Source organism: Vibrio sp. R11-SG3-ISO9, assembly GCF_059834255.1.
This window is the reverse complement of sequence record NZ_JCBDGU010000028.1, coordinates 43532-65532: the sequence shown is the minus strand read 5'-3', so window position 1 is coordinate 65532 and position 22001 is coordinate 43532. Positions and strand designations below refer to the sequence as shown.

The following is a 22001-nucleotide window of genomic DNA, read 5'->3' as shown; positions in this document are numbered from 1 at the left end:
TGCATTCTTCATGCCGGATGTTTAACTGTATGATTTTCAGCCTGAGTAAAAAGTAAAACCATAAAAAGCGTGTTGTAATTTGCATAATGCAAAGCGGAATGCGATTATTACAATAAATGCAAAATAATATCGGCTAGGATATGCAATCAAAAACATTTGATAACAAGTCAAAGTACTTGTTAATGGTGGAAGATACAGCATCAGTTGCGGCGTTGTATCGTTCTTACCTGACCCCGTTAGAGATAGATATCAATATCGTGGGTACAGGTAAAGAGGCTATTGAGAGCCTTAACCATAGAATCCCAGACCTCATTCTTTTGGATCTTCGTCTTCCTGATATGACGGGGATGGATGTCTTATTTGCTGTAAAACAGAATTTCCCGGAAGTCCCTGTGATCTTCATGACCGCACATGGCTCAATCGATACTGCCGTCGAAGCGATGCGTCACGGGTCTCAAGATTTCTTGATCAAGCCATGTGAAGCAGACCGTCTTCGTATCACAGTAAACAATGCAATCCGTAAAGCAACCAAGCTGAAGAATAGCGCTGAGCATCCGGGTAGCCAAAATTATCAAGGTTTTATCGGCAGTAGCCAAACCATGCAGCAGGTGTATCGTACCATCGATTCAGCCGCATCAAGTAAAGCCAGTATTTTTATCACTGGTGAAAGTGGTACCGGTAAAGAGGTGTGTGCCGAAGCGGTCCATGCTGCGAGTAAACGTGGTGACAAGCCGTTTATTGCCATTAACTGTGCCGCAATCCCTAAAGACTTGATTGAGAGTGAACTGTTTGGTCACGTGAAAGGTGCGTTCACGGGAGCGGCTACCGACCGACAAGGCGCTGCCGAATTAGCCGATGGAGGGACCTTGTTCCTCGATGAGCTGTGTGAAATGGACCTCGAGCTTCAAACAAAACTTCTTCGCTTTATCCAAACGGGTACGTTCCAAAAAGTAGGTTCTTCAAAAATGAAGAGTGTGGATGTGCGTTTTGTTTGTGCGACGAACCGTGACCCATGGAAAGAAGTGCAAGAGGGTCGCTTCCGCGAAGATTTATATTACCGCCTGTACGTTATCCCGTTGCATCTTCCGCCATTGCGCGAGCGTGGTGAAGACGTCATTGAAATTGCTTACTCATTGCTAGGCTATATGTCAGTGGAAGAGGGCAAAGCGTTTGTTCGTTTCTCTCAAGAAGTGATCGACCGATTTAATCAATATGAGTGGCCAGGTAACGTACGTCAATTGCAGAATGTTTTGCGAAATGTTGTGGTGCTTAATAACGGCAAAGAGATCAACTTAAACATGTTGCCACCACCACTCAACCAACCGCTGGAAAACAGTCTACGATTGAAAGAGAAACAGAGCGAAGATATATCCGTTAAAGATATCTTCCCACTGTGGCTCACTGAAAAAACTGCGATAGAACAAGCAATTAAAGCGTGTGATGGTAATATTCCGAGAGCGGCTGGTTTCTTAGATGTCAGCCCATCAACTATTTATCGCAAATTACAGGCGTGGAACGCAAAACAATCATCCTCAGAATAATTAGTGCATAAGAATAACGATGAAAATACTAAACCAAGAAAAAGTTGATGAACTTGCTAGTGAAATTGGCCAAGAAAATGTCCCTGTTTTACTAGAGATATTTTTAGGGGAACTCAAGGGTTATCACGAGCATTTAGAACAAAGTAATGCGGTGGACTCTGCCAAGTATTTGGCTGATATTAGCCACGCACTTAAGAGCAGCGCAGCAAGCTTTGGGGCAGATTCATTGTGTAACTTTGCGATTGGTTTGGATGCTAAGGTAAAACAAGCCAAATCTATTACAGACGAAGACTATCAAGATATGAAGGTCCTATTGGTCACAACGTACACTGAGTACCAACAGTTGATGAATTAATAAAAAGGAGCGTAATGCTCCTTCTTTGTATGACTTAGATAAGTAAACTGTTTAAGCCAATTGAGCTTCAATCGCTTGCTGAAGTTTGACCCTGTCGTGGCGCCAATCTCGATTAGGTGAGGCAAGTTCAGTCGTAACGCAATGCCATAGGCCATCGAGTTCCGGGTGAGCTGTATCGCCAATAATCACGTCAATTTTGCGCGCTTTACATGCGCGTTCACACCATTCGATTTTCTCTCTTAGTGTCATCATCCCTGCAGGGCCCGCCTCAGGCGAGAGGTTTTCGACCAAAATCACCTTAGCTTTGGTATTGTCAGCAATCGCCTTACCAATTTCTGGTAATAGCAATGGAGGCATAATGCTGGTTAAGAAACTGCCTGGCCCTAACACGATACAATCAGCTTCTGCGATTGCTTGTACCGCTTCTTTGGTTGCCGGTACCTCTGGAGAAAGATCGAGGCGGCGCAGACGCTCGTCCATGTCATCGACATTGGTTTCACCTGTAACCCAGCGGCCTTCCATCGAAAGTGCAGTTAGATCAGAAGGGTGCTCGGTCATTGGGACAATGTTGACATCGACTTTGAGCATACTGCGGATAAGATTAATTGCTTCTAATGGTCTAACAGAGAGGTTATCCAAAGCCGTGAGCATTAGGTTACCTAGGTTGTGGCCATCCAGTTCACCTTGACCTCGGAAACGATACTCAAACATCATCGAACTGATGGAAGGCTCGGTAATCAACTGGTTGATACAGTTTCGAGTGTCACCCCATGCGATACCACCTTGGCAGTCTCGAATTCGGCCTGTTGAGCCGCCATTATCAGTAGTGGCGACAATTCCCGTCGCATTACTGCCAAACTGTTTAAGTGCCGCCAACATGCGACCTAAGCCGTGGCCGCCGCCGACTGCGACGACTTTCTTTGAAGAGTACAAATTCATTTTTTAGTTCTTATTAGATTATTACCAACTATAATTTAGGGTAAATGCTTATAGGCAGATACTCAACAAGAGTTATTTTGAGGGTCTGGTGCGGTTTTTTTGCTGTTAAGGTTCGTTTTTTTGGCAACAGAACTAGATTCACACACAATTATTAAGTATTTTATACGCAGCTGCTACGCGTGCCTCAGTGTACCGTAGTTGCCATAACTCCGAGCTCTTACATGCTAAGTCGCACAGTGGTATTTTGCTGTATTGATAAGCGTTGGGAGCCAGTGACATGTTGTCACAAGGGCTTAATTGGAAATGATTATGCCTCCCGTGTTTGGAAAGGTGTTCCGTGGCGCAACAATTCGAAGATAGATTCCATCGCAAGTTTTATTACTTGCGCTTGTCGGTTACAGACGTATGTAACTTTAAATGTACGTATTGCTTACCTGATGGCTACAAGCCTTCGGGTCAAAAAAACTCGTCTTTTCTCAGTGTTCCCGAGATCAAACGTATCGTAAGAGCGTTTGCTGATTGTGGTACCTCCAAGATTCGTATTACTGGTGGCGAGCCAAGCCTACGTAAAGATTTCACTGAAATTATTGATACAGTAGCCAGCACTCCGGGTATCCAAAAAGTGGCAACCACCACCAACGGTTATCGTATGGAGAAACAGGTAGCGCAGTGGCGTGAAGCTGGTCTAACGAACATTAACGTCAGCGTTGATAGTTTAGATTCGCGCATGTTTCACCAAATCACAGGTGAGAATAAGTTCACCGAGGTGATGCGTGGTATCGATAAAGCGTTCGAAGTCGGTTATGAGCAGATCAAAGTCAACGTAGTGTTGATGAAAGATCTTAATAGCCAAGAGCTGCCTTCATTCCTTAATTGGATTAAAGACAAACCTATCCAACTGCGGTTTATTGAGCTGATGCAAACCGGCGAAATGGACGATCTGTTTGATAAACACCATGTATCAGGCGTTGCCATTAGAAACCATCTGATCGCCAACGGTTGGCTTTTGAAAGTCAAAGCCGTGAATGACGGACCTGCACAGGTATTTGTCCACCCAGATTACAAGGGTGAGATTGGTTTGATCATGCCTTATGAGAAAGACTTCTGCGAAAGCTGTAACCGCTTGCGCGTGTCTGCGACCGGCAAGCTTCACCTGTGTCTCTTTGGAGACCATGGTGTTGAGTTGCGTGATCTTCTCCAAGAGGATGAACAAGAAGACGCGCTCATCGCACGCATTCAGGCCGAGCTACAGACCAAGTCAGTGAGTCACTTTCTCCATGATGGCAACAGCGGCATGACACCGCACCTTGCCTCCATTGGCGGCTAAGCTCCCATATCAACAACATTTAATCACCTAGCTTAGATAAGCTGGGTGAGTCAGTATAATCATTGAAATAGATAGAATAGGTGAACAAATGGGTCACGCAGAGAGTAAATTCCAACCTGCAAATATCGCAGTACTAACCGTTTCAGACACTCGTACAGAAGAGAACGATACATCAGGTCGTTACTTGGCAGAAAACGCTCAAGAAGCGGGTCATAACGTTGTCGACAAGCAGATCGTGATTGATGACATGTACAAGATCCGTGCAATCGTTTCTAAGTGGATTGCCGATGAAACAGTACAAGCAATCATGATCACCGGTGGTACTGGTTTTACTTCTCGTGATAGCACTCCAGAAGCACTGAAACCGCTTTTCGATAAAGAAGTCGAAGGTTTTGGTGAGCTATTCCGTCAGGTTTCTTACGAAGAGATCGGCACATCTACAATTCAATCACGTGCGATTGCGGGTTTTGCTAATCACACAGTGATCTTTGCAATGCCTGGTTCAACAGGTGCATGTCGCACAGGCTGGACAAAAATCATCAAACAACAACTTGATGCTAGCCACCGCCCATGTAACTTCATGCCACACCTTTCTGTATAAGGCAGGTGCTCATGAGTCAATTTACTCACATTAACGCTTCGGGCGAAGCAAACATGGTCGATGTGTCGGCAAAAGCAGAAACAGTGCGTGAAGCACGTGCAGAAGCTTTTGTTCATATGGCGCCTGAGACGCTTGAGTTGATTATGTCGGGCAGCCACCATAAAGGTGATGTGTTTGCGACAGCGCGTATTGCTGGTATTCAAGCAGCAAAGAAAACTTGGGACTTGATTCCACTTTGTCATCCGTTGCTACTATCAAAGGTTGAAGTTCAACTTGAACCAGTTGTTGAAGAAAACAAGGTACGCATCGAGTCTGTTTGTAAACTGGCGGGTAAAACCGGCGTTGAGATGGAAGCTCTGACTGCAGCTTCTGTAGCGGCTTTAACCATTTACGACATGTGTAAAGCGGTACAAAAAGACATGGTGATCGATCAGGTACGCTTGCTAGAAAAAACGGGTGGCAAATCAGGCCACTTTAAGGCGGAATGATGATTACAGTTCTTTTCTTTGCACAAACTCGCGAATTGGTTGGTGTAGACAGCGTAGAGGTTGACGCAAGCTTTAACACTATCGAAGCGATTCGCAGCCACCTTGTTCAGCAAGAGGGGAAGTGGGACATCGCTTTGGAAGAGGGCAAGCTTTTGGCGGCTCTGAATCAGTCGATTGTTCCACTAAGTACTGAAGTGAAAGATGGTGACGAAGTCGCATTCTTTCCACCAGTAACCGGAGGCTAGCGATGGACTCAAGAGTATTAGTGACAGCTGAAGACTTTTCAGTTGCTGACGAATACGACTTTCTGGCTCAAGGCACCTCAGCGGGGGCTGTGGTAACTTTCGTGGGTAAGGTTCGTGACATGAACTTAGGTGATAACGTTATTGGTTTATCTCTAGAGCACTACCCAGGTATGACTGAAAAGTCTTTAAGCGAAATTTGTGATCAAGCAGAAGCCCGTTGGCCAATTCAAAAAATGCGTGTTATCCACCGAGTGGGTGACCTCGATATTGGCGATCAGATTGTATATGTTGGTGTGTCTAGTGCTCACCGAGGTGCCGCGTTTGAAGCGTGCGAATTTGTCATGGATTACCTGAAAACTAAGGCACCGTTCTGGAAAAAAGAGCGTACAACCGAGGCAACCCGTTGGGTAGAATCTCGAGATTCAGACGCGAAAGCCGCTGAACGTTGGCAGAAATAAACACCTATTTTGATGTTCGAAAACCGACTCTTTGAGTCGGTTTTTTTTTGCCTGAAGAATAATTAACCAAAAGATGCAGTAGGTTTGTGTGAATAAATACGCATATAAACTGATTAAAACAATTTGTTACACCAATATAATTCACTAAGCAGCTATTTGTTCTGCTTTTTATAGAGTGATAATCCTCACAATTAACGTAAGCAACTTAGGTGATATGTGATGCCCGATTAGCTTTCATGTGGCAATAATGTTAATTTGTCAGGGTTGTTCTAGCATAAGATGCTAAAAATAAGTATCAAAACAGATATATCAACATTTACGGCTGACTTTTAATAATACATCGTATTTAAATAGCTATAAATTACGTTTTTATTAGAGTTTATCGCTGAATCATTGAGTATTTCGGAGAATTATCCGATTTTTTGCTAGTTCTTTATGGCAAATTAATTCAATGATTGATAGTGTGTGCCGCAATCTTTGTAAGGTTTTAGGTTTTTATGCTCAAAAATTGAGCTAAATAAATCTAAATCACTAACCGTTCAGTGAACCAAGCAAAGAAGTCATGGATGCAATACAAAAACTTGGAGTTTATGCATGTACAAGAATAAAATCACTCAGGCCCTGCTTCTAGGTGCTGGTCTGGCAGTGGCTGCCACTTCTACTACATCAATCGCTGCGGACGTTCCAGCGGGTACAAAATTGGCAAAGGTTCAGGAACTCGTTCGTGGTAACGGTACTGAAGTTGCAACAATCGACCCACACAAATCTCAAGGTGTACCAGAGTCTCACGTAATTCGTGACCTACTAGAAGGTCTAGTGAATCAAGACGCGGACGGCAACACTATTCCTGGCGTAGCAAAAAGCTGGGAAACATCTGACAACAAAACTTTCACTTTCCACCTACGCGACGACGCAAAATGGTCTAACGGCGACCCAGTAACTGCTGGCGATTTCGTTTACAGCTTCCAGCGTGCGGTAGATCCAGCAACAGCATCACCATACTCTTGGTACATGGAGTACACGAAGATGGTGAACGCGAAAGACATCATTGCTGGTAAGAAAGACAAGAGCGAACTAGGCGTTAAAGCACTAGACGATAAGACTCTTGTTGTTGAGCTAGAAACAGCAGTACCATACTTCGTAATGATGACTGGCCACACAACAATGAAGCCAGTACACCAAGCAACGGTTGAGAAGTTTGGTGATCAATGGACTAAACCAGAAAACTTCGTTGGTAACGGCGCGTTCAAAGTAAACAACTGGGTTGTGAACGAGCGTCTAGAAATGGTTCGTAACACAAACTACTGGGACAACGACAAAACTGTCCTAAACAAAGTTACTTTCCTACCGATCGAAAACCAAGTAGCGGAAATGAACCGTTTCCTATCTGGTGAGATCCACTTCACTTCAACGCTGCCAACTGAGCACTTCAAGCGTCTGAAGAAAGAGCATGCAGATTCTGTATCTGTTGAAGGTAGCCTGTGTACTTACTACTACTCTTTCAACACGAAGAAAGAACCATTCAACGACGTACGTGTTCGTAAAGCGATCTCTTACGCTATCGACCGTGACATCGTATCGGGTGCTATCCTTGGCCAAGGCCAAAAACCAGCTTACTTCCTAACACCTGAAATCACAGCTAACTTCGATCCAGAAATGGCTGCATACGGTGAGCTATCTCAGAAAGAGCGTAATGCAGAAGCTGCACGTCTTCTTGAAGAAGCAGGTTACGGCAAGAGCAACCCTCTAGAATTCACTCTTCTATACAACACTAACGAAAACCACAAGAAGATTGCGGTAGCACTTGGTTCTATGTGGAAGAAGACCCTAGGTCTTAAAGTAACTCTTGAGAACCAAGAGTGGAAAACATACCTAGATTCTAAAGATCAAGGTGACTTCGAAGTTGCACGTGCTGGTTGGTGTGGTGACTACAACGAAGCATCTTCATTCCTAACTCTAATGGTAAGTGCGAACACAACAGGTGGTCAGCACTGGGGCAACGCAGAATACGATGCTCTTATCGAAAAAGCACTGAAATCTACTTCTGAAGAAGAGCGTAAAGCTATCTACTTAGAAGCAGAGAAGATGATGGCTGACGATATGCCAATCGCACCGATTTACCAATACGTGCGTTCACGTCTACTTTCTCCGCAAGTTGGTGGTTTCCCAGCTGAAAACGCGGAAGAGAAAATCTTCTCTAAAGACCTCTACATCAAAGCTCAGTAATCTGCGCTTCGATTCTAGAAAGTTAATATAAAAATATAACGATACAGACACTACATGCGCAGGGCGCGCATGTAGCGTCTTTCTAATTTTAATTGTCACAGACTGAAAGAGTGAGTTTATGCTTAAATTCATTATGAAAAGGATATTTGAAGCGATCCCAACAATGTTGGTGTTGATCACTATATCTTTCTTTCTTATGCGTTTCGCACCGGGTAACCCGTTTTCAAGCGAGCGTCCTTTACCGCCAGAAGTTATGGCGAACATCGAAGCTAAATACGGTTTAGACAAACCAGTATTTGAGCAATACACAACATACTTAACGAACATTCTGCAAGGCGACTTCGGTCCTTCGTTTAAGTATCAGGATTACACAGTAAATGAGCTGATCGCAGTAGCATTACCTGTTTCTGCTAAGGTTGGTTTCGTTGCCTTCATCTTTACGCTGATTATGGGGGTATCGGTCGGAACCATTGCCGCCTTGAAGCATAATACCTGGATCGACTACACCATAATGTCGACAGCCATGCTCGGGGTTGTAATGCCATCCTTTGTATTGGCACCCGCTCTGATTTACCTATTCTCGCTTCACTGGAACATCTTCCCAGCAGGTGGCTGGCATGGTGGTACCTTTATTTACCTCGTTCTGCCTGTAATCGCAATGTCGCTTCTATACGTTGCAACGTTCGCTCGTATTACTCGTGGTAGCATGATCGAAACTCTTAACAGTAACTTTATCCGTACAGCTCGTGCTAAGGGTCTAAGTTACCGTTACATCATTCTTAAACATGCGCTTAAGCCAGCGATGCTGCCTGTTGTTTCGTACATGGGCCCGGCATTCGTAGGTATCATCACAGGTTCGGTGGTTGTTGAAACCATCTTCGGCCTACCAGGTATCGGTAAGCTGTTCGTGAACGCTGCGTTTAACCGTGACTACTCGTTAGTAATGGGTGTAACCATCTTGATTGGTTTCCTATTCATCTTATTCAACGCAATTGTTGATATTTTGCTAGCGGTTATTGACCCGAAAATTCGCTACTAACAGGGACGCATGGTTATGTTGAAGAAAAAAGAAAATTTAGAAGCGATCGAAAAGTTCTCTGAGAACTTAGAAATTGAAGGTCGTAGTTTGTGGCAAGATGCGCGTATTCGTTTTATGCGTAACAAAGCTGCGATGGTGAGTCTGTTTATTCTGACACTGATGGTATTGGCGGTTATCTTCCTACCAATGCTGGCTCAATACACTTATGACGATACTGACTGGTATGCAATGCACGTTGGTCCAAACGCTGACCACTGGTTTGGTACTGATAGCTTAGGTCGTGACCTTTACGTACGTACTCTCATTGGCGGACGTATCTCGTTGATGGTTGGTGTGATGGGTGCCTTCGTAGCGGTATTGATTGGTACGCTTTACGGTGCAGCTTCAGGCTTCATTGGCGGTCGTACTGACCGAGTGATGATGCGTATCCTTGAGATCTTGTACGCGGTTCCATTTATGTTCCTAGTTATCGTACTAGTAACCTTCTTTGGCCGTAATATTGTACTTATCTTCGTTGCGATCGGTGCGATTGCTTGGCTTGATATGGCGCGTATTGTACGTGGTCAAACGTTGAGCCTACGTAGTAAAGAGTTCATTGAAGCTGCTCACGTATGTGGTGTAAGCAAATGGAAGATCATTACACGTCACATCGTTCCAAACGTACTTGGTATCGTAGCGGTTTACTCAACTCTACTTATCCCAAGCATGATCCTGACGGAATCATTCCTATCTTTCCTTGGTCTTGGTGTTCAAGAGCCTATGACAAGCTGGGGCGCACTGCTTCAAGAAGGTTCGCAGACGATGGAAGTTGCTATTTGGCAACTGGCATTCCCTGCAGCATTCATGGTAGTTACGCTGTTCTGCTTTAACTATGTAGGTGATGGCCTGCGCGACGCGCTTGATCCAAAAGACAGATAAAAACTAAATAGCAAATAAAAATATAAAAGCTATAAAAGATTAAGGAAGCAATGATGAGCTTATTAGATGTCAAAGACCTGCGCGTCGAATTCACCACTCAAGATGGTATCGTAACCGCAGTAAATGACTTGAACTTCTCACTTAACCAAGGCGAAACGCTAGGTATCGTAGGTGAGTCAGGTTCAGGTAAATCACAGACTGTATTCTCTATCATGGGGTTGCTGGCAAAAAATGGCATCATCTCTGGTAGTGCAAAATTTGAAGGTAAAGAGATTCTTAACCTTCCAGAAAAAGAGCTAAATAAAGTTCGTGCTGAACAGATCGCGATGATCTTCCAAGATCCAATGACTTCGCTTAACCCTTACATGAAGGTAAGCGATCAATTGATGGAAGTTCTAATGCTTCATAAAGGCATGGGCAAAGCAGAAGCATTCGAAGAATCTGTACGTATGCTTGAAGCCGTTAAGATTCCAGAAGCGCGTAAGCGTATTACCATGTACCCACACGAATTCTCTGGCGGTATGCGTCAGCGTGTAATGATTGCAATGGCGCTACTTTGTCGTCCTAAGCTGCTTATTGCCGATGAGCCGACAACAGCACTGGACGTAACCATTCAGGCGCAAATCATGGAGTTGCTGAACGAACTGAAAGATGAGTTCAACACAGCAATCATCATGATTACCCACGATTTGGGTGTTGTTGCGGGTTCTTGTGACAAAGTACTTGTTATGTACGCAGGTCGTACCATGGAATACGGCACCGTAGATGAAATCTTCTACAACCCAAGCCACCCATATGCGGAAGGTCTGTTGAAAGCGATCCCTCGTCTAGATACTGAAGGTGAGATTCTTCCAACTATCCCAGGCAACCCGCCAAACTTACTTCGTCTACCACCAGGCTGTCCTTACCAAGACCGCTGTCATCGTGTAATGGACCGTTGTAAGCAAGAAGCACCGATTCTGACGCCATTCGGAAATGACCGTCAACGTGCATGTTTTTCTGATTGGGAGGCTTGGAAAAAATGAGTGTAGATAAGCAATTACTATTAGACATTAAAGACCTTAAGGTTCACTTTAGCATTGCTGCTAAATCGGCATGGCCTTGGGCTAAGCCTTCTAACCTTAAAGCGGTTGATGGCGTTGATATCCACCTTTACGAAGGTGAGACGCTGGGCGTAGTAGGTGAGTCAGGCTGTGGTAAGTCAACATTTGCTCGTGCAATCATCGGATTGGTTGAAGCAACAGACGGTGAAGTAATGTGGTTAGGTCAAGACCTAACGAAAATGGAAGAGATTCAACGTCGTGAAACTCGTAAAGAGATTCAGATGATTTTCCAAGACCCACTTGCATCGCTTAACCCGCGTATGTCAGTAGGTGACATCATTGCTGAGCCGCTAGAGACATTCTATCCAGAACTTTCTAAGCAGGAAGTGAAAGACCGAGTTAAAGAGATGATGGCGAAGGTAGGTCTACTACCAAACGTAATCAACCGTTACCCACACGAGTTCTCAGGTGGTCAGTGTCAGCGTATCGGTATCGCACGTGCACTTATCTTGAAGCCTAAGATGATCATCTGTGACGAACCGGTTTCGGCACTTGACGTATCTATCCAAGCGCAAGTTGTTAACCTTCTGAAAGAGCTGCAAAAAGAGCTAGGTCTTTCACTGGTATTCATCGCGCACGATTTGTCAGTGGTTAAGCACATCTCTGACCGTGTATTGGTAATGTACCTAGGTAATGCTGTTGAGCTAGGTGAATCAGATGCACTGTTCTCTGATCCTAAACACCCATACACCAAGGCACTGATGTCTGCGGTTCCAATCCCGGATCCTCGTATTGAGCGCAGCAAGACAATTCAGATGTTGGAAGGTGATCTACCATCGCCAATCAATCCACCATCAGGCTGTGTATTCCGTACTCGTTGCCCTCAAGCGACAGAAGCGTGTGCTGAGACAAAACCTAGAATTCAAGGTAACGACGTTCACGCGGTATCTTGTCTTCATGTTCAGGTTTAATCGAACGTAATTCAGCCTGTGACAGGCTTAAGCGTGGCTGGTCAAACGGTCACGCTTTTTTTGTCTGTAGCGCTTATTCAAATAATTCGAACAACTAAGCCAACTTCTTCTAGTTTTGAAAAAGTTGGCTTTTTTTATACTAGTTTTGACTGGAATAAAAACTTTGGCTTTGAAGAGGTTCAAAATGGGTAAGTTAATACAAGGTGAGTGGCATGATGTCTGGTACGACACAAAGGCAAGCAATGGAAAGTTCGTTCGTGAAGATGCCGGTTTTCGTAGCTGGGTAGAAAATCGTGCAGACGCACCGTTTCAACCTGAAAGTGGACGTTATCACCTGTATGTTTCACTGGCTTGCCCTTGGGCACATAGAACACTCATTTTCCGCGAGCTTAAAGGCCTAACTGAACATATCGATGTCACCGTTGTATGCCCTGACATGATGAGTGAAGGCTGGCAGATGGGGTTGCCTGAACCATTGTTTGGTCATACCCGTCTACATCAAATTTACACACAAGCTAAGCCGGATTATACGGGGCGCGTTACGGTGCCAGTTCTGTGGGATAAGAAAACCAACACTATCGTGAGTAATGAGTCATCAGAGATCATTCGCATGTTCAACTCTGCGTTTAACGACCTAACGGGTAATGACGATGATTACTACCCACCTGCACTTCGCCACGCGATCGATGAATGGAATGATTTTATTTATCCGAATATCAACAATGGTGTTTACCGTTGTGGCTTTGCGACTACCCAAGAGGCTTACGAAGAAGCATATGAGGGATTATTTGGTGCTCTAGATAAAGTCGATGCGCACCTAGCAAAAAGTCGTTACTTAGCTGGAGATACCATTACCGAAGCGGATTGGCGTTTGTTCACGACTCTGATTCGTTTTGATGCTGTGTATGTAGGGCACTTCAAATGTAATAAAAAACGTATTGCTGATTACCCACATCTGAATGGCTATATGAAAGAGCTTTACCAAGTTAAGGGTGTTAAAGAGACGACGGATTTCTACCACATCAAACGTCACTATTACTACAGCCATACAAGCATCAACCCAACACAAGTGGTACCAAAAGGTCCTGAGCTGGACTTAGAGTCACCTCATGGGCGTGATATCTAAGCAATACAGATTGTGTTCCTGCCGGAAGTCTTGGCTCTATAAAGCGCTTTATCTGTCCTTTGTAGAGCCAAGTCTAACTCTTCACTCATGCATTGAGTGGGTAATGCTACTAAGCCGCCGCTAATCGTAACACGAATCTCAGATTCACGACTCTTGATTACTAGTTCTTCAATACTCTTTCTAATGTTTTCACTTGTATCTTTGGCTTGAGCTAAGTCTTTAGCACAGAAGATAACGCAAAACTCTTCTCCACCAATTCTATAAACCTGACCATTTGGTAGTAGCGTCTGTACTTGCTCCACCAGAGTTTTTAGCACTTTGTCTCCGGCACTGTGGCCATATGTGTCGTTTACCTGTTTAAACCAATCCAAATCAAAATGAAGTAGGTGATTGATAGAATGATAATCCAGCGTCGAAGCGGTATCTTGCTGAAGAGCTAAACGGTTTAGTGCGCCAGTGAGCGTATCGGTTCTTGCTAGTTCTTCTAACCGTTTCTGAACACCAATTCTAACTGTTTCATGGTTGTAGGCGATAACCCATATCATGGTGTAAGGGATGGCGAAATTCACAAAAGCAAAAGGGTAGACGTCTTCATTGAAAAGGTTCGGGAAGTAAATCAGTGATGTCGCGGTAAACATGGCAAAGGTTGCAATGGAGCCGATGACTCGATTGAATAACAGCTGATAGAGGGCAGGAAGCACATATACCCACATCACAATCGCTGAGTTAGGTCTAGTGTGATAAAAGCCATAAAGTAGCCCTGCCGTGATAAAGAATGCGACAAGAAAGGGCTGCCATGTTAGTTCTTGCTGTTTCCGTACCTTATAGTAGATCTGAACAAAAGTTAACGAAATCAGTATCTCTATTAAGCCGAGAATATGGTTGTTGGTGAGGAACAAGTTGGTTGATGCGACAACTAAAACAAAGATAGCGAGTAAGATACTGACATTTCTAAGTACATGGTCTCTGATTGCTGAAACCTTGGCAAACTGCATGGTCATATGTCTATATCCTGCTAAATGTTCTAATTGGTACTTCGTTCTATATTCTGACATAAAAAAAGCCCATGCATCAACATGGGCTTATAGATAGTTGCATTTATATAGCTGAGTTAAATTAGTTAACTACTTTTTCTTCAGCTTGTGCAGCTTGGTCTGCTTGGATAGCCGTTAGAGCTACTGTGTAAACGATGTCGTCTACTAGAGCGCCACGAGACAAGTCATTTACTGGCTTGCGCATACCTTGAAGCATTGGACCGATAGATACTAGGTCAGCTGAACGTTGTACCGCTTTGTAAGTCGTGTTACCAGTGTTTAGGTCTGGGAATACGAATACAGTCGCTTTACCTGCTACTGGAGAGTTCGGAGCTTTAGAAGCTGCAACGTTTTCCATGATAGCTGCGTCGTACTGTAGAGGACCGTCGATGACTAGATCTGGACGCTTCTCTTGAGCAAGTTTCGTTGCTTCACGTACTTTATCTACGTCTGCACCCTTACCAGATTCACCAGTAGAGTAAGAGATCATAGCAACGCGTGGTTCGATACCGAATGCTGCTGCAGAATCAGCGGATTGGATAGCGATTTCAGCAAGCTGTTCAGCTGTTGGATCTGGGTTGATCGCACAGTCACCGTAAACCAGTACTTGGTCAGGTAGCAGCATGAAGAATACAGAAGATACGATAGACGCATCAGGTGCAGTCTTGATGATTTGGAACGGAGGAACGATAGTGTTCGCCGTCGTGTGAACAGCACCAGAAACTAGGCCGTCAACTTCGTCATTCTCAAGCATCATTGTGCCTAGGAATACTGAATCTTGTAGCTTCTCACGAGCAACAACTTCAGTCATGCCTTTCGCGCCACGTAGCTCAACTAGGCGAGCAACGTAGTTTTCACGTACTTCGTCAGAGTTGATGATCTTAACGCCAGCACCTAGCTCAACGCCTTGCTGTGCAGCAACACGTTTGATCTCTTCAGGGTTACCTAGAAGTACACATTCCGCGATACCGCGCTCAGCACAGATAGCTGCAGCTTTAACTGTACGTGGCTCGTCACCTTCAGGAAGAACGATACGCTTAGCTGCTTTACGAGCGAATTCAGTTAGCTGGTAACGGAATGCTGGTGGGCTTAGACGACGAGACTTCTGAGTACCTTCCGTCATAGACTCGATCCAGTTGCCGTCGATGTGGCCTGCAACGTGTTCGTTGATGAACTCGATACGCTCTTTATCGTCAGCTGGAACTTCTAGGCTGAAGCTCTGTAGGTTTAGAGATGTCTGCCAAGTGTTACCTTGCGCTTTGAAGATTGGTAGACCGCTTTCTAGAGCTGGTTTAATTAGCTCTTCGATTTCCGCAGGGATATCGTAGCCGCCAGTCAGAAGAACTGCACCGATTTCAACGCCGTTCATTGCTGCTAGTGCTGCTGCAACGATTACGTCAGGACGGTCAGCCGAAGTTACTAGTAGTGAACCTGGCTTGAAGTGCTCAATCATGTGAGGTAGTGAACGCGCACAGAACGTGATGCTCTTGATACGACGAGTGTTCAGTTCACCTTCGTTGATGATTTCAGCGTTTAGGTGAGAAGCCATGTCTGCAGCACGAGTCGCGATTAGCTCAATGCTCCAAGGCACACAACCAAGTACACGGATTGGAGAAGTGTTGAAGATCTCCATCACTTTTAGTTCGCTTTGCTGAGCGCTGTCTGAGTCGTCAAAGATTTCAGATAGGTCAGGGCGAGTACGGCCTGCTTCATCAACTGGAGCGTTAAGCTTGTTGATGATAACACCAGAGATGTTTTTGTTCTTAGTGCCGCCGAAGTTAGAACATGCTACTTCGATGCGCTCTTTAAGTTGAGCTGGGTTGTCTGTACCCGGAGTTGCAACAAGTACAATCTCAGCACCTAGAGTCGCAGCAATTTCTGCGTTTACTTGGTTAGCGAATGGGTGCTTACGAGTTGGCACTAGACCTTCGATAAGTGTTACGTCAGCATCTTTGTTGATCTGGTTGTAACGCTCAACAACAGTTTCTAGTAGCTCGTCCATGTTGTCGTTACCGATTAGGCTTTCAGCAACAGACATCGCTAGAGGTTGACCGATCTTAACATCGCTGTTTACGCCAACGATAGTTGAAGTTAGATCAGGTTGGTCACCACCAGAGCGTGGTTGAGAGATTGGTTTGTAGAAAGAAACCTTAACGCCTTTGCGCTCCATTGCGCGAAGAACACCCATGCTTGCGCTAGTTAGACCAACACCAGCACTTGTAGGGATAAGCATAATAGTACGAGACATTCGTATAAGTACCTTTAGCTATTGGATTAAAAAAGCTCAACTTCATATTCCTATTGGAGGGTAGGAATAGGAATAGAAGCTGAGCCCCATTTTTGTATCAAAATACCGCTAGCCCGGATGAGCTAGCGGTATAAATCTTGATTAAAGACCTGCTAGACGTGCAGTGTCTTCAGCGATTACTAGCTCTTCGTTAGTAGAGATAACCATCGCAGGGATGCGGCTGTCAGCAGTAGTGATAACACCTTCACCACCGAAGCGAGCTTTCAGGTTAGCTTCGCCGTCAACTTCGATACCGAAGATGCCTAGGCGGTTAAGTACTAGTTCACGGATTGGAGCGCCGTTCTCACCGATACCACCAGTGAATACGATAGCGTCTAGACGACCGTCAAGAGTTGCAGTGTAGCCAGCGATGTATTTCGCTAGGCGGTGGCACATTACGTCCATCGCGCGAGTTGCTGCTTCTTCTTTACCGTAGTTGTCTTCAACGAAACGACAGTCTGGAGAAACTGCAGTTAGACCAGCTAGGCCAGACTCTTTAGTTAGCATGTTGTTGATTTCTTCAACAGAGTAACCTAGAGAATCGTGTAGGTGGAAGATGATCGCAGGATCGATGTCACCACAACGAGTACCCATTACTAGACCTTCAAGAGGAGTAAGACCCATAGAAGTGTCTACAGATTTACCGTTCTTGATTGCACAAACAGATGCACCGTTACCTAGGTGACAGTTGATGATGTTTACTTCATCAGCTGGCTTGCCTAGTTGCTCAGCTACTTCGCGAGCGATGAACAGGTGAGAAGTACCGTGCATGCCGTAACGACGGATGCCGTGCTCTTCGTATAGGTTGTACGGTAGAGCGTATAGGTAAGACTCTTGAGGCATTGTTTGGTGGAATGCAGTATCAAATACAGCAGACATTGGTAGGCCAGGGAATGACTTTTGAGCCGCCTTGATACCGATGATCGCAGCTGGGTTGTGAAGTGGCGCTAGAGCAGCACAGTCTTCGATACCTTTTAGTACGTCGTCAGTGATTAGTGCAGACTGAGTGAACTTCTCGCCGCCGTGTACAACACGGTGACCAACTGCTGCTAGGTTTTCAGCAAGTTCTGGCTTAGAAGCAAGAATAGTTTCTACCATAAACGCTAGCGCTTCTTCGTGAGCCGCGCCATTACCTAGCTGAGCTTCGTGTTTGCCGTCAAGTTTCCACTTGATGCGAGCTTCAGGAAGGTGCAGACACTCTGCAAGACCTGTTAGATGCTCGTCACCGTTTTCTGCGTCAACAACAGCGAATTTAAGAGAAGAACTACCGCAGTTTAAAACTAAAACTAGCTTAGACATGAATGACTACCTGTAAATTTGTCTGATAAAATCAGTTAAGGGTGAAAATCAATCACAAGAATAGACGAAGCACACAAGCTTGCGTACTAATCTTGGTCAAAAAAACATTAATTTCCGTATAAGTGAATGTCGCCTTTCGTCATAAAAGGGACAGGTGCAATCCTTGCAGAGGTCGTCACAAAGTTGCTTAAATTGTAAATAAGGGCAACAATGAGATTGAGGTCTGCAAATAATAGCGATATTGTGCAAATATAACAAAAAAATTTGAAAGAATATTATTTTTCGTCAATTTTTTGCGTTTTTAGTTGATGATTTCAACTTTTTTTTAACGGGAGACTCATATGAGCAATAGAGTTGGGTTAGCCAGTAGTTTAAAAGATGGCCAAAAGTACATGGATCTCTGGCCTGTCAGAAAAGAGTTAAATGCGATCTTTCCCGAGCAACGCATTATTAAGGCTACTCGCTTTGGTATTAAGGTTATGCCAGCGATCGCCGCGATCAGCATTTTAACGCAGATGGTATTCAACAATTATCAAGCGATGCCGCAAGCTGTGGTTATGGCCTTGTTTGCGATTAGCTTACCACTGCAAGGTATGTGGTGGTTGGGCAACCGCTCCAATACGCAACTGCCACCAGCATTGGTATCTTGGTATCGTGAACTGCATGAAAAGATTACTGAAACGGGCTTTGCTTTAGAGCCAATGAAGTCTCGCCCACGCTATAAAGAGCTAGCGATCATTTTGAATCGAGCCTTCCGACAACTTGATAAGTCATCAATGGAACGTTGGTTCTAAGTTAAACCAAGATTCAAACAACACCATAAATCACTGCGCCCTAGAGATTCCTTTGGGGCGTTTTTGATCTCTCCTGCTCCTGCTTTTCTTTTGTGCGCTTAGTCGCCTTTTCAATTTTCCATTTCAGACCTTTCACTCTAACTTTTGAAGCTAGCTCATAAATTCGACACTTATTGCACTTTTGTTATTTTTAGCTTTCGTTACTTTACTCTTACTGGTAATACTATCAGTAATGTAATAATACGCCATTCCATTTATGCAACAGTGGTTATATGGAAGCAGGCAGGAGAGTACATCACAGGGAGTGCTGATGAAAATAAGGTTGAATTGGTCGAGTGCCATGTTGATGAGTGTGGTGGCGCTCTTTTATTCTGGTGTCTCTATAGCAAGCAGTGCAAAAGTTTCTATCTCCCAGATTATCGATCACCCCGACTTAAACGCAGCGCACAAAGGGCTGATTGATGGCTTAAAATCTCGTGGCTATGAAAATGGTAAGAATTTAGAGCTGACATCACAAGTCGCAGACGGTAAGCCAGCTCAAGCCGCTAGGATTGCCAGAGAGTTGGTGAGCAAAAATCCGCATGTATTGGTCGGAATAGCGACTCCATCGTCTCAGGCGTTGGTTTCAGCAACGCGCACCATTCCTATTGTGTTTACAGCAGTGACGGACCCAGTTGGAGCGCGCCTGGTAAGACGTTTGGAAAAGCCGGGTCGCAATGTAACGGGGTTGTCTGATCTCTCACCAGTACATCAACACGTCGAGCTTATTAAACAGTTGATGCCCGATGTAGATTCTATCGGTGTTGTCTATAACCCAGGGGAGTCGAACGCGGTCGCTCTAACGTCAATGTTGAAAGACACAGCGAAACAATACGACTTAACATTGCATATCGAGCCAGTGTTCACTGTTGATGAGGTGGAAGAGAAAACTCGTCTGGTGGCTGCCAAATCTGATGTGGTGTATGCGATGACCGATAATACAGTGGCAAGTGCCATCGATGATCTGATTCAAGCCGCCGATAGCCAGAACACACCTGTCGTTGCGGGGACCACCGCGTATGTCAAAAATGGTGCGGTTATTGGAGCTGGCCTTGATTACTACCAAATTGGTTTAGAAACGGCAGAGTATGTGGCTGCGATTTTAGAGGGTGAAAAGCCGGGGAAGTTAAATGTAAGAACGCCTAAAAGCTCAACTCTCAAGATAAATCTTGAGGCACTAAAGAAGTTTCGAATCACATTGCCAACTTCTATTTTAGATCAAGCGACAAGCGTGCAGTAAACCATAGCCCTACAAAACACTAACCAGTGAACTTTATTTGAACAATGTAGGGCTACAAAGCGTGATCCACTTTAATTGTTGATAGTTTTCACATTGTTACGAATAGGATTTTTCATATCTTTAGCGAATCAATCAACGTTCGAGATTCGTTATGCGTCCATATCTATTCCATGCTCAAACCTGCGATTACGTTCAACTTGATCAAAGAGTACTTACTTTAAAGCTCCATACAGATCGTGGTGACTGGACCAAGGTACAAATTCGCCATGAACCAGACAATGAAGAGTATCTGGTGGACATGTCGTTGATCGGAAAGCAAGGGCGACTTTTTGTCTGGGAAGCGCAGATTCCACTTAACTCCGATCAATCCATTACCCACTATACTTTTAAACTATTGAGTAACACTGGCCAATTCTGGTTGGACTCACAAGGCGTTCATTTGCGTATTCCAAGCCGTGCGCATCACTTTAAGTACAATGCTGATCATCAACCGCCAAGTTGGGTTGCCGAACAAGTGTTTTACCAAATTTTCCCAGAACGTTTTTGTAACGGGAACCCAGAGATTAGTGTTCAGCCTGGCGAGTACCGATTAAAAGAGGGCACTCTTGATGTCGTGGTAAAAGAGTGGGGGACTGAGGTTGAAGGCCATCATGGCACTGGAGCTGCGGAGTTCTTTGGTGGTGACTTAGCGGGCATACATAGCAAACTCAATTACTTGCAAGACTTGGGTATTACGGCACTGTACTTAAATCCAATCTTCGAATCGCCAAGCAATCATAAATACGACACCACCGACTATTACAATGTCGATCCTCACTTTGGTACCAATCAAGAGTTTGCTGCGCTGTCAGCTGATTTGCATTCAAGAGGTATGAAAGTGGTCTTAGATGCGGTGTTTAACCACACGTCGGTTGAGCATCCATGGTTTGATAAGTTAGGCACAAGTGGCACTGGGGCTTTTGGTCAGCCTGACTCTGAGTACCATGACTACTACTTTTTCAATGAAGATGACGCGAAAAGTTACGTAGGTTGGAAAGGTATTAACTCTCTGCCCGTATTGAACTTCTCCAATGACTCGGTTAGAGATTACATCTATCAATCAGAAGATTCGGTGATCAAACACTGGCTTAAAGCACCCTATGGCATTGATGGGTGGCGTTTTGATGTGATCCATATGCTTGGCGAAGGCGAGGGTGCTTATAACAACGCCCACTACGTGAGAGAGTTTCGTAACGCGGCTAAAAGCCAAAACTCAGATGCCTACATACTCGGAGAGCATTTCTTTGAAGCGACTTCGTGGCTGCAGGGAGACCAAGAAGATGGCTCCATGAACTACTACGGGTTTGCTCATCCCGTTCGCGCTCTTTTAGCTAAGCAAGACATCGCTTATGAGCCAATTGATATCAGTATGCGAGATTTCTCTGATTGGTTAGCTGAAGCTCGTGCAAAAGTGCCTTGGCAGAATCAACTGTCTCAATTGAATCAACTAGACAGCCATGATACTGCGCGTTTTATCTCATTGCTTGACGGTGATGCACAGAAACAGGCTATTGCTCTGACGTTACTGATGACCTACGTCGGAACGCCTTGCCTTTACTACGGTACTGAAGTGGGACTAGAAGGTGGTCAAGACCCGGATAACCGACGTTGTTTCCCGTGGGGAGAAGAACAGACGTCGAACTGGTTTGCCTTTACTCAGAGACTCATTCGGTTGAGACATGATCGTCAAAGTTTGCAAACAGGCACTTACCAAGAGCTTTACTGTGACGACAACGTGTTGGTTTATGCCCGAAGCTTGGACCAAGAACACACGTTAGTTGCCATAAACCTTGGTTCATCAGTCTCTGAGGTTACGCTTCCAGTTTGGAAGCTAGGGTTTGAATCTGGTGAACTGAGCTCGCTATTCGATGAAAACTCTGTGTTGAGCGTTGATGATGGACAGTTACAATTAACAATACAATCGGTCTCTTCGCTAGTGCTTGTTAACTAATCCCTATTGCTCACTCACTAATTACCATGAAAGTAGCCCCT

The 22001-nt window shown here is 44.7% G+C and carries 21 protein-coding genes and 1 riboswitch; of the genes, 17 read left to right on the top strand and 4 right to left on the bottom strand.

The genetic code is table 11. The annotated features are described in order from the left end of the window. The first annotated feature begins 140 nt into the window (after positions 1-140). Positions 141-1541, top strand: a complete 1401-nt coding sequence (gene luxO, locus AC6R05_RS08785; protein ID WP_032551999.1) for a quorum-sensing sigma-54 dependent transcriptional regulator LuxO — start codon at positions 141-143, stop codon at positions 1539-1541. A gap of 19 nt (positions 1542-1560) precedes the next feature. Beyond that, complete coding sequence (luxU, locus tag AC6R05_RS08780; RefSeq protein ID WP_032552000.1) at positions 1561-1896, top strand: quorum-sensing phosphorelay protein LuxU; 336 nt, start codon at positions 1561-1563, stop codon at positions 1894-1896. Between the two features lie 51 nt (positions 1897-1947). Here the strand turns inward: luxU and AC6R05_RS08775 are convergent, their stop codons facing one another. Then, the gene (locus AC6R05_RS08775; RefSeq protein WP_150868998.1) at positions 1948-2835 is read right to left on the bottom strand and encodes a YvcK family protein; all 888 of its coding nucleotides are present in this window, start codon (positions 2833-2835) and stop codon (positions 1948-1950) included. Between the two features lie 195 nt (positions 2836-3030). Beyond that, positions 3031-3184: riboswitch (molybdenum cofactor riboswitch) on the top strand. Here AC6R05_RS08775 and moaA point away from each other — a divergent pair. The 12 genes from moaA (at position 3173) to AC6R05_RS08715 (ending at position 13277) form a co-directional block, all read left to right on the top strand. Beyond that, positions 3173-4162: a GTP 3',8-cyclase MoaA gene (gene moaA / locus AC6R05_RS08770; RefSeq protein WP_032552002.1), complete on the top strand. Its 990-nt coding sequence runs from the start codon at positions 3173-3175 to the stop codon at positions 4160-4162. (Overlaps the previous riboswitch by 12 nt.) An 88-nt stretch (positions 4163-4250) precedes the next feature. Continuing rightward, the gene (gene moaB, locus AC6R05_RS08765; protein ID WP_150868996.1) at positions 4251-4763 is read left to right on the top strand and encodes a molybdenum cofactor biosynthesis protein B; all 513 of its coding nucleotides are present in this window, start codon (positions 4251-4253) and stop codon (positions 4761-4763) included. A gap of 11 nt (positions 4764-4774) precedes the next feature. After that, positions 4775-5251 carry a cyclic pyranopterin monophosphate synthase MoaC gene (moaC, locus tag AC6R05_RS08760; protein WP_032552004.1) on the top strand — a complete coding sequence of 159 codons (477 nt, stop codon included), beginning with the start codon at positions 4775-4777 and terminating at the stop codon, positions 5249-5251. Then, the gene (gene moaD, locus AC6R05_RS08755; protein WP_032552005.1) at positions 5251-5496 is read left to right on the top strand and encodes a molybdopterin synthase sulfur carrier subunit; all 246 of its coding nucleotides are present in this window, start codon (positions 5251-5253) and stop codon (positions 5494-5496) included. Before moaC ends, moaD begins: the two co-directional genes overlap by 1 nt. Before the next feature lie 2 nt (positions 5497-5498). Then, a complete protein-coding gene (gene moaE, locus AC6R05_RS08750; RefSeq protein ID WP_032552006.1) occupies positions 5499-5954 on the top strand; it encodes a molybdopterin synthase catalytic subunit MoaE in 456 nt (151 codons plus the stop codon). A gap of 594 nt (positions 5955-6548) precedes the next feature. Continuing rightward, positions 6549-8180 carry an ABC transporter substrate-binding protein gene (locus AC6R05_RS08745; RefSeq protein ID WP_500647166.1) on the top strand — a complete coding sequence of 544 codons (1632 nt, stop codon included), beginning with the start codon at positions 6549-6551 and terminating at the stop codon, positions 8178-8180. A gap of 118 nt (positions 8181-8298) precedes the next feature. Further along, positions 8299-9219, top strand: coding sequence for an oligopeptide ABC transporter permease OppB (gene oppB, locus AC6R05_RS08740; RefSeq protein ID WP_032552008.1), 921 nt, complete (start codon positions 8299-8301; stop codon positions 9217-9219). Positions 9220-9234: 15 nt separating this feature from the next. Then, on the top strand, positions 9235-10137 hold the full coding sequence (gene oppC / locus AC6R05_RS08735) for an oligopeptide ABC transporter permease OppC (RefSeq protein WP_032552009.1): 903 nt from the start codon (positions 9235-9237) through the stop codon (positions 10135-10137). A 53-nt stretch (positions 10138-10190) separates the two neighbouring features. Further along, the gene (locus tag AC6R05_RS08730) at positions 10191-11162 is read left to right on the top strand and encodes an ABC transporter ATP-binding protein (RefSeq protein WP_032552010.1); all 972 of its coding nucleotides are present in this window, start codon (positions 10191-10193) and stop codon (positions 11160-11162) included. Then, positions 11159-12151, top strand: a complete 993-nt coding sequence (gene oppF, locus AC6R05_RS08725) for a murein tripeptide/oligopeptide ABC transporter ATP binding protein OppF (protein ID WP_285467439.1) — start codon at positions 11159-11161, stop codon at positions 12149-12151. The genes AC6R05_RS08730 and oppF overlap by 4 nt, the downstream gene beginning before the upstream one ends. Positions 12152-12184: 33 nt before the next feature. Further along, on the top strand, positions 12185-12343 hold the full coding sequence (locus tag AC6R05_RS08720) for a hypothetical protein (RefSeq protein WP_500647165.1): 159 nt from the start codon (positions 12185-12187) through the stop codon (positions 12341-12343). Further along, positions 12336-13277 (top strand): glutathione S-transferase family protein, encoded by a 942-nt coding sequence (locus AC6R05_RS08715; RefSeq protein ID WP_500647164.1) that lies wholly within the window; start codon positions 12336-12338, stop codon positions 13275-13277. Before AC6R05_RS08720 ends, AC6R05_RS08715 begins: the two co-directional genes overlap by 8 nt. On the opposite strand, the gene AC6R05_RS08710 is transcribed toward AC6R05_RS08715, so the two are convergent. The 3 genes from AC6R05_RS08710 to AC6R05_RS08700 form a co-directional block, all read right to left on the bottom strand. Next, positions 13274-14278, bottom strand: coding sequence for a GGDEF domain-containing protein (locus tag AC6R05_RS08710; protein WP_500647163.1), 1005 nt, complete (start codon positions 14276-14278; stop codon positions 13274-13276). The genes AC6R05_RS08715 and AC6R05_RS08710 overlap by 4 nt on opposite strands. Before the next feature lie 115 nt (positions 14279-14393). Next, positions 14394-16559, bottom strand: coding sequence for a phosphate acetyltransferase (gene pta / locus AC6R05_RS08705; RefSeq protein ID WP_032552013.1), 2166 nt, complete (start codon positions 16557-16559; stop codon positions 14394-14396). 141 nt (positions 16560-16700) lie between these two features. Continuing rightward, positions 16701-17897, bottom strand: coding sequence for an acetate kinase (locus AC6R05_RS08700; RefSeq protein ID WP_032552014.1), 1197 nt, complete (start codon positions 17895-17897; stop codon positions 16701-16703). A 341-nt stretch (positions 17898-18238) separates the two neighbouring features. Between AC6R05_RS08700 and yfbV the strand changes: the two genes are divergently transcribed. The 3 genes from yfbV to malZ all read left to right on the top strand — a co-directional run bounded on the left by yfbV (position 18239) and on the right by malZ (position 21960). Further along, positions 18239-18691: a terminus macrodomain insulation protein YfbV gene (gene yfbV, locus AC6R05_RS08695; RefSeq protein ID WP_032552015.1), complete on the top strand. Its 453-nt coding sequence runs from the start codon at positions 18239-18241 to the stop codon at positions 18689-18691. Positions 18692-19001: 310 nt separating this feature from the next. Next, positions 19002-19970: an ABC transporter substrate-binding protein gene (locus AC6R05_RS08690; RefSeq protein WP_500647162.1), complete on the top strand. Its 969-nt coding sequence runs from the start codon at positions 19002-19004 to the stop codon at positions 19968-19970. A gap of 151 nt (positions 19971-20121) precedes the next feature. Beyond that, positions 20122-21960, top strand: a complete 1839-nt coding sequence (gene malZ, locus AC6R05_RS08685) for a maltodextrin glucosidase (protein ID WP_500647161.1) — start codon at positions 20122-20124, stop codon at positions 21958-21960. Positions 21961-22001: the final 41 nt, after the last annotated feature.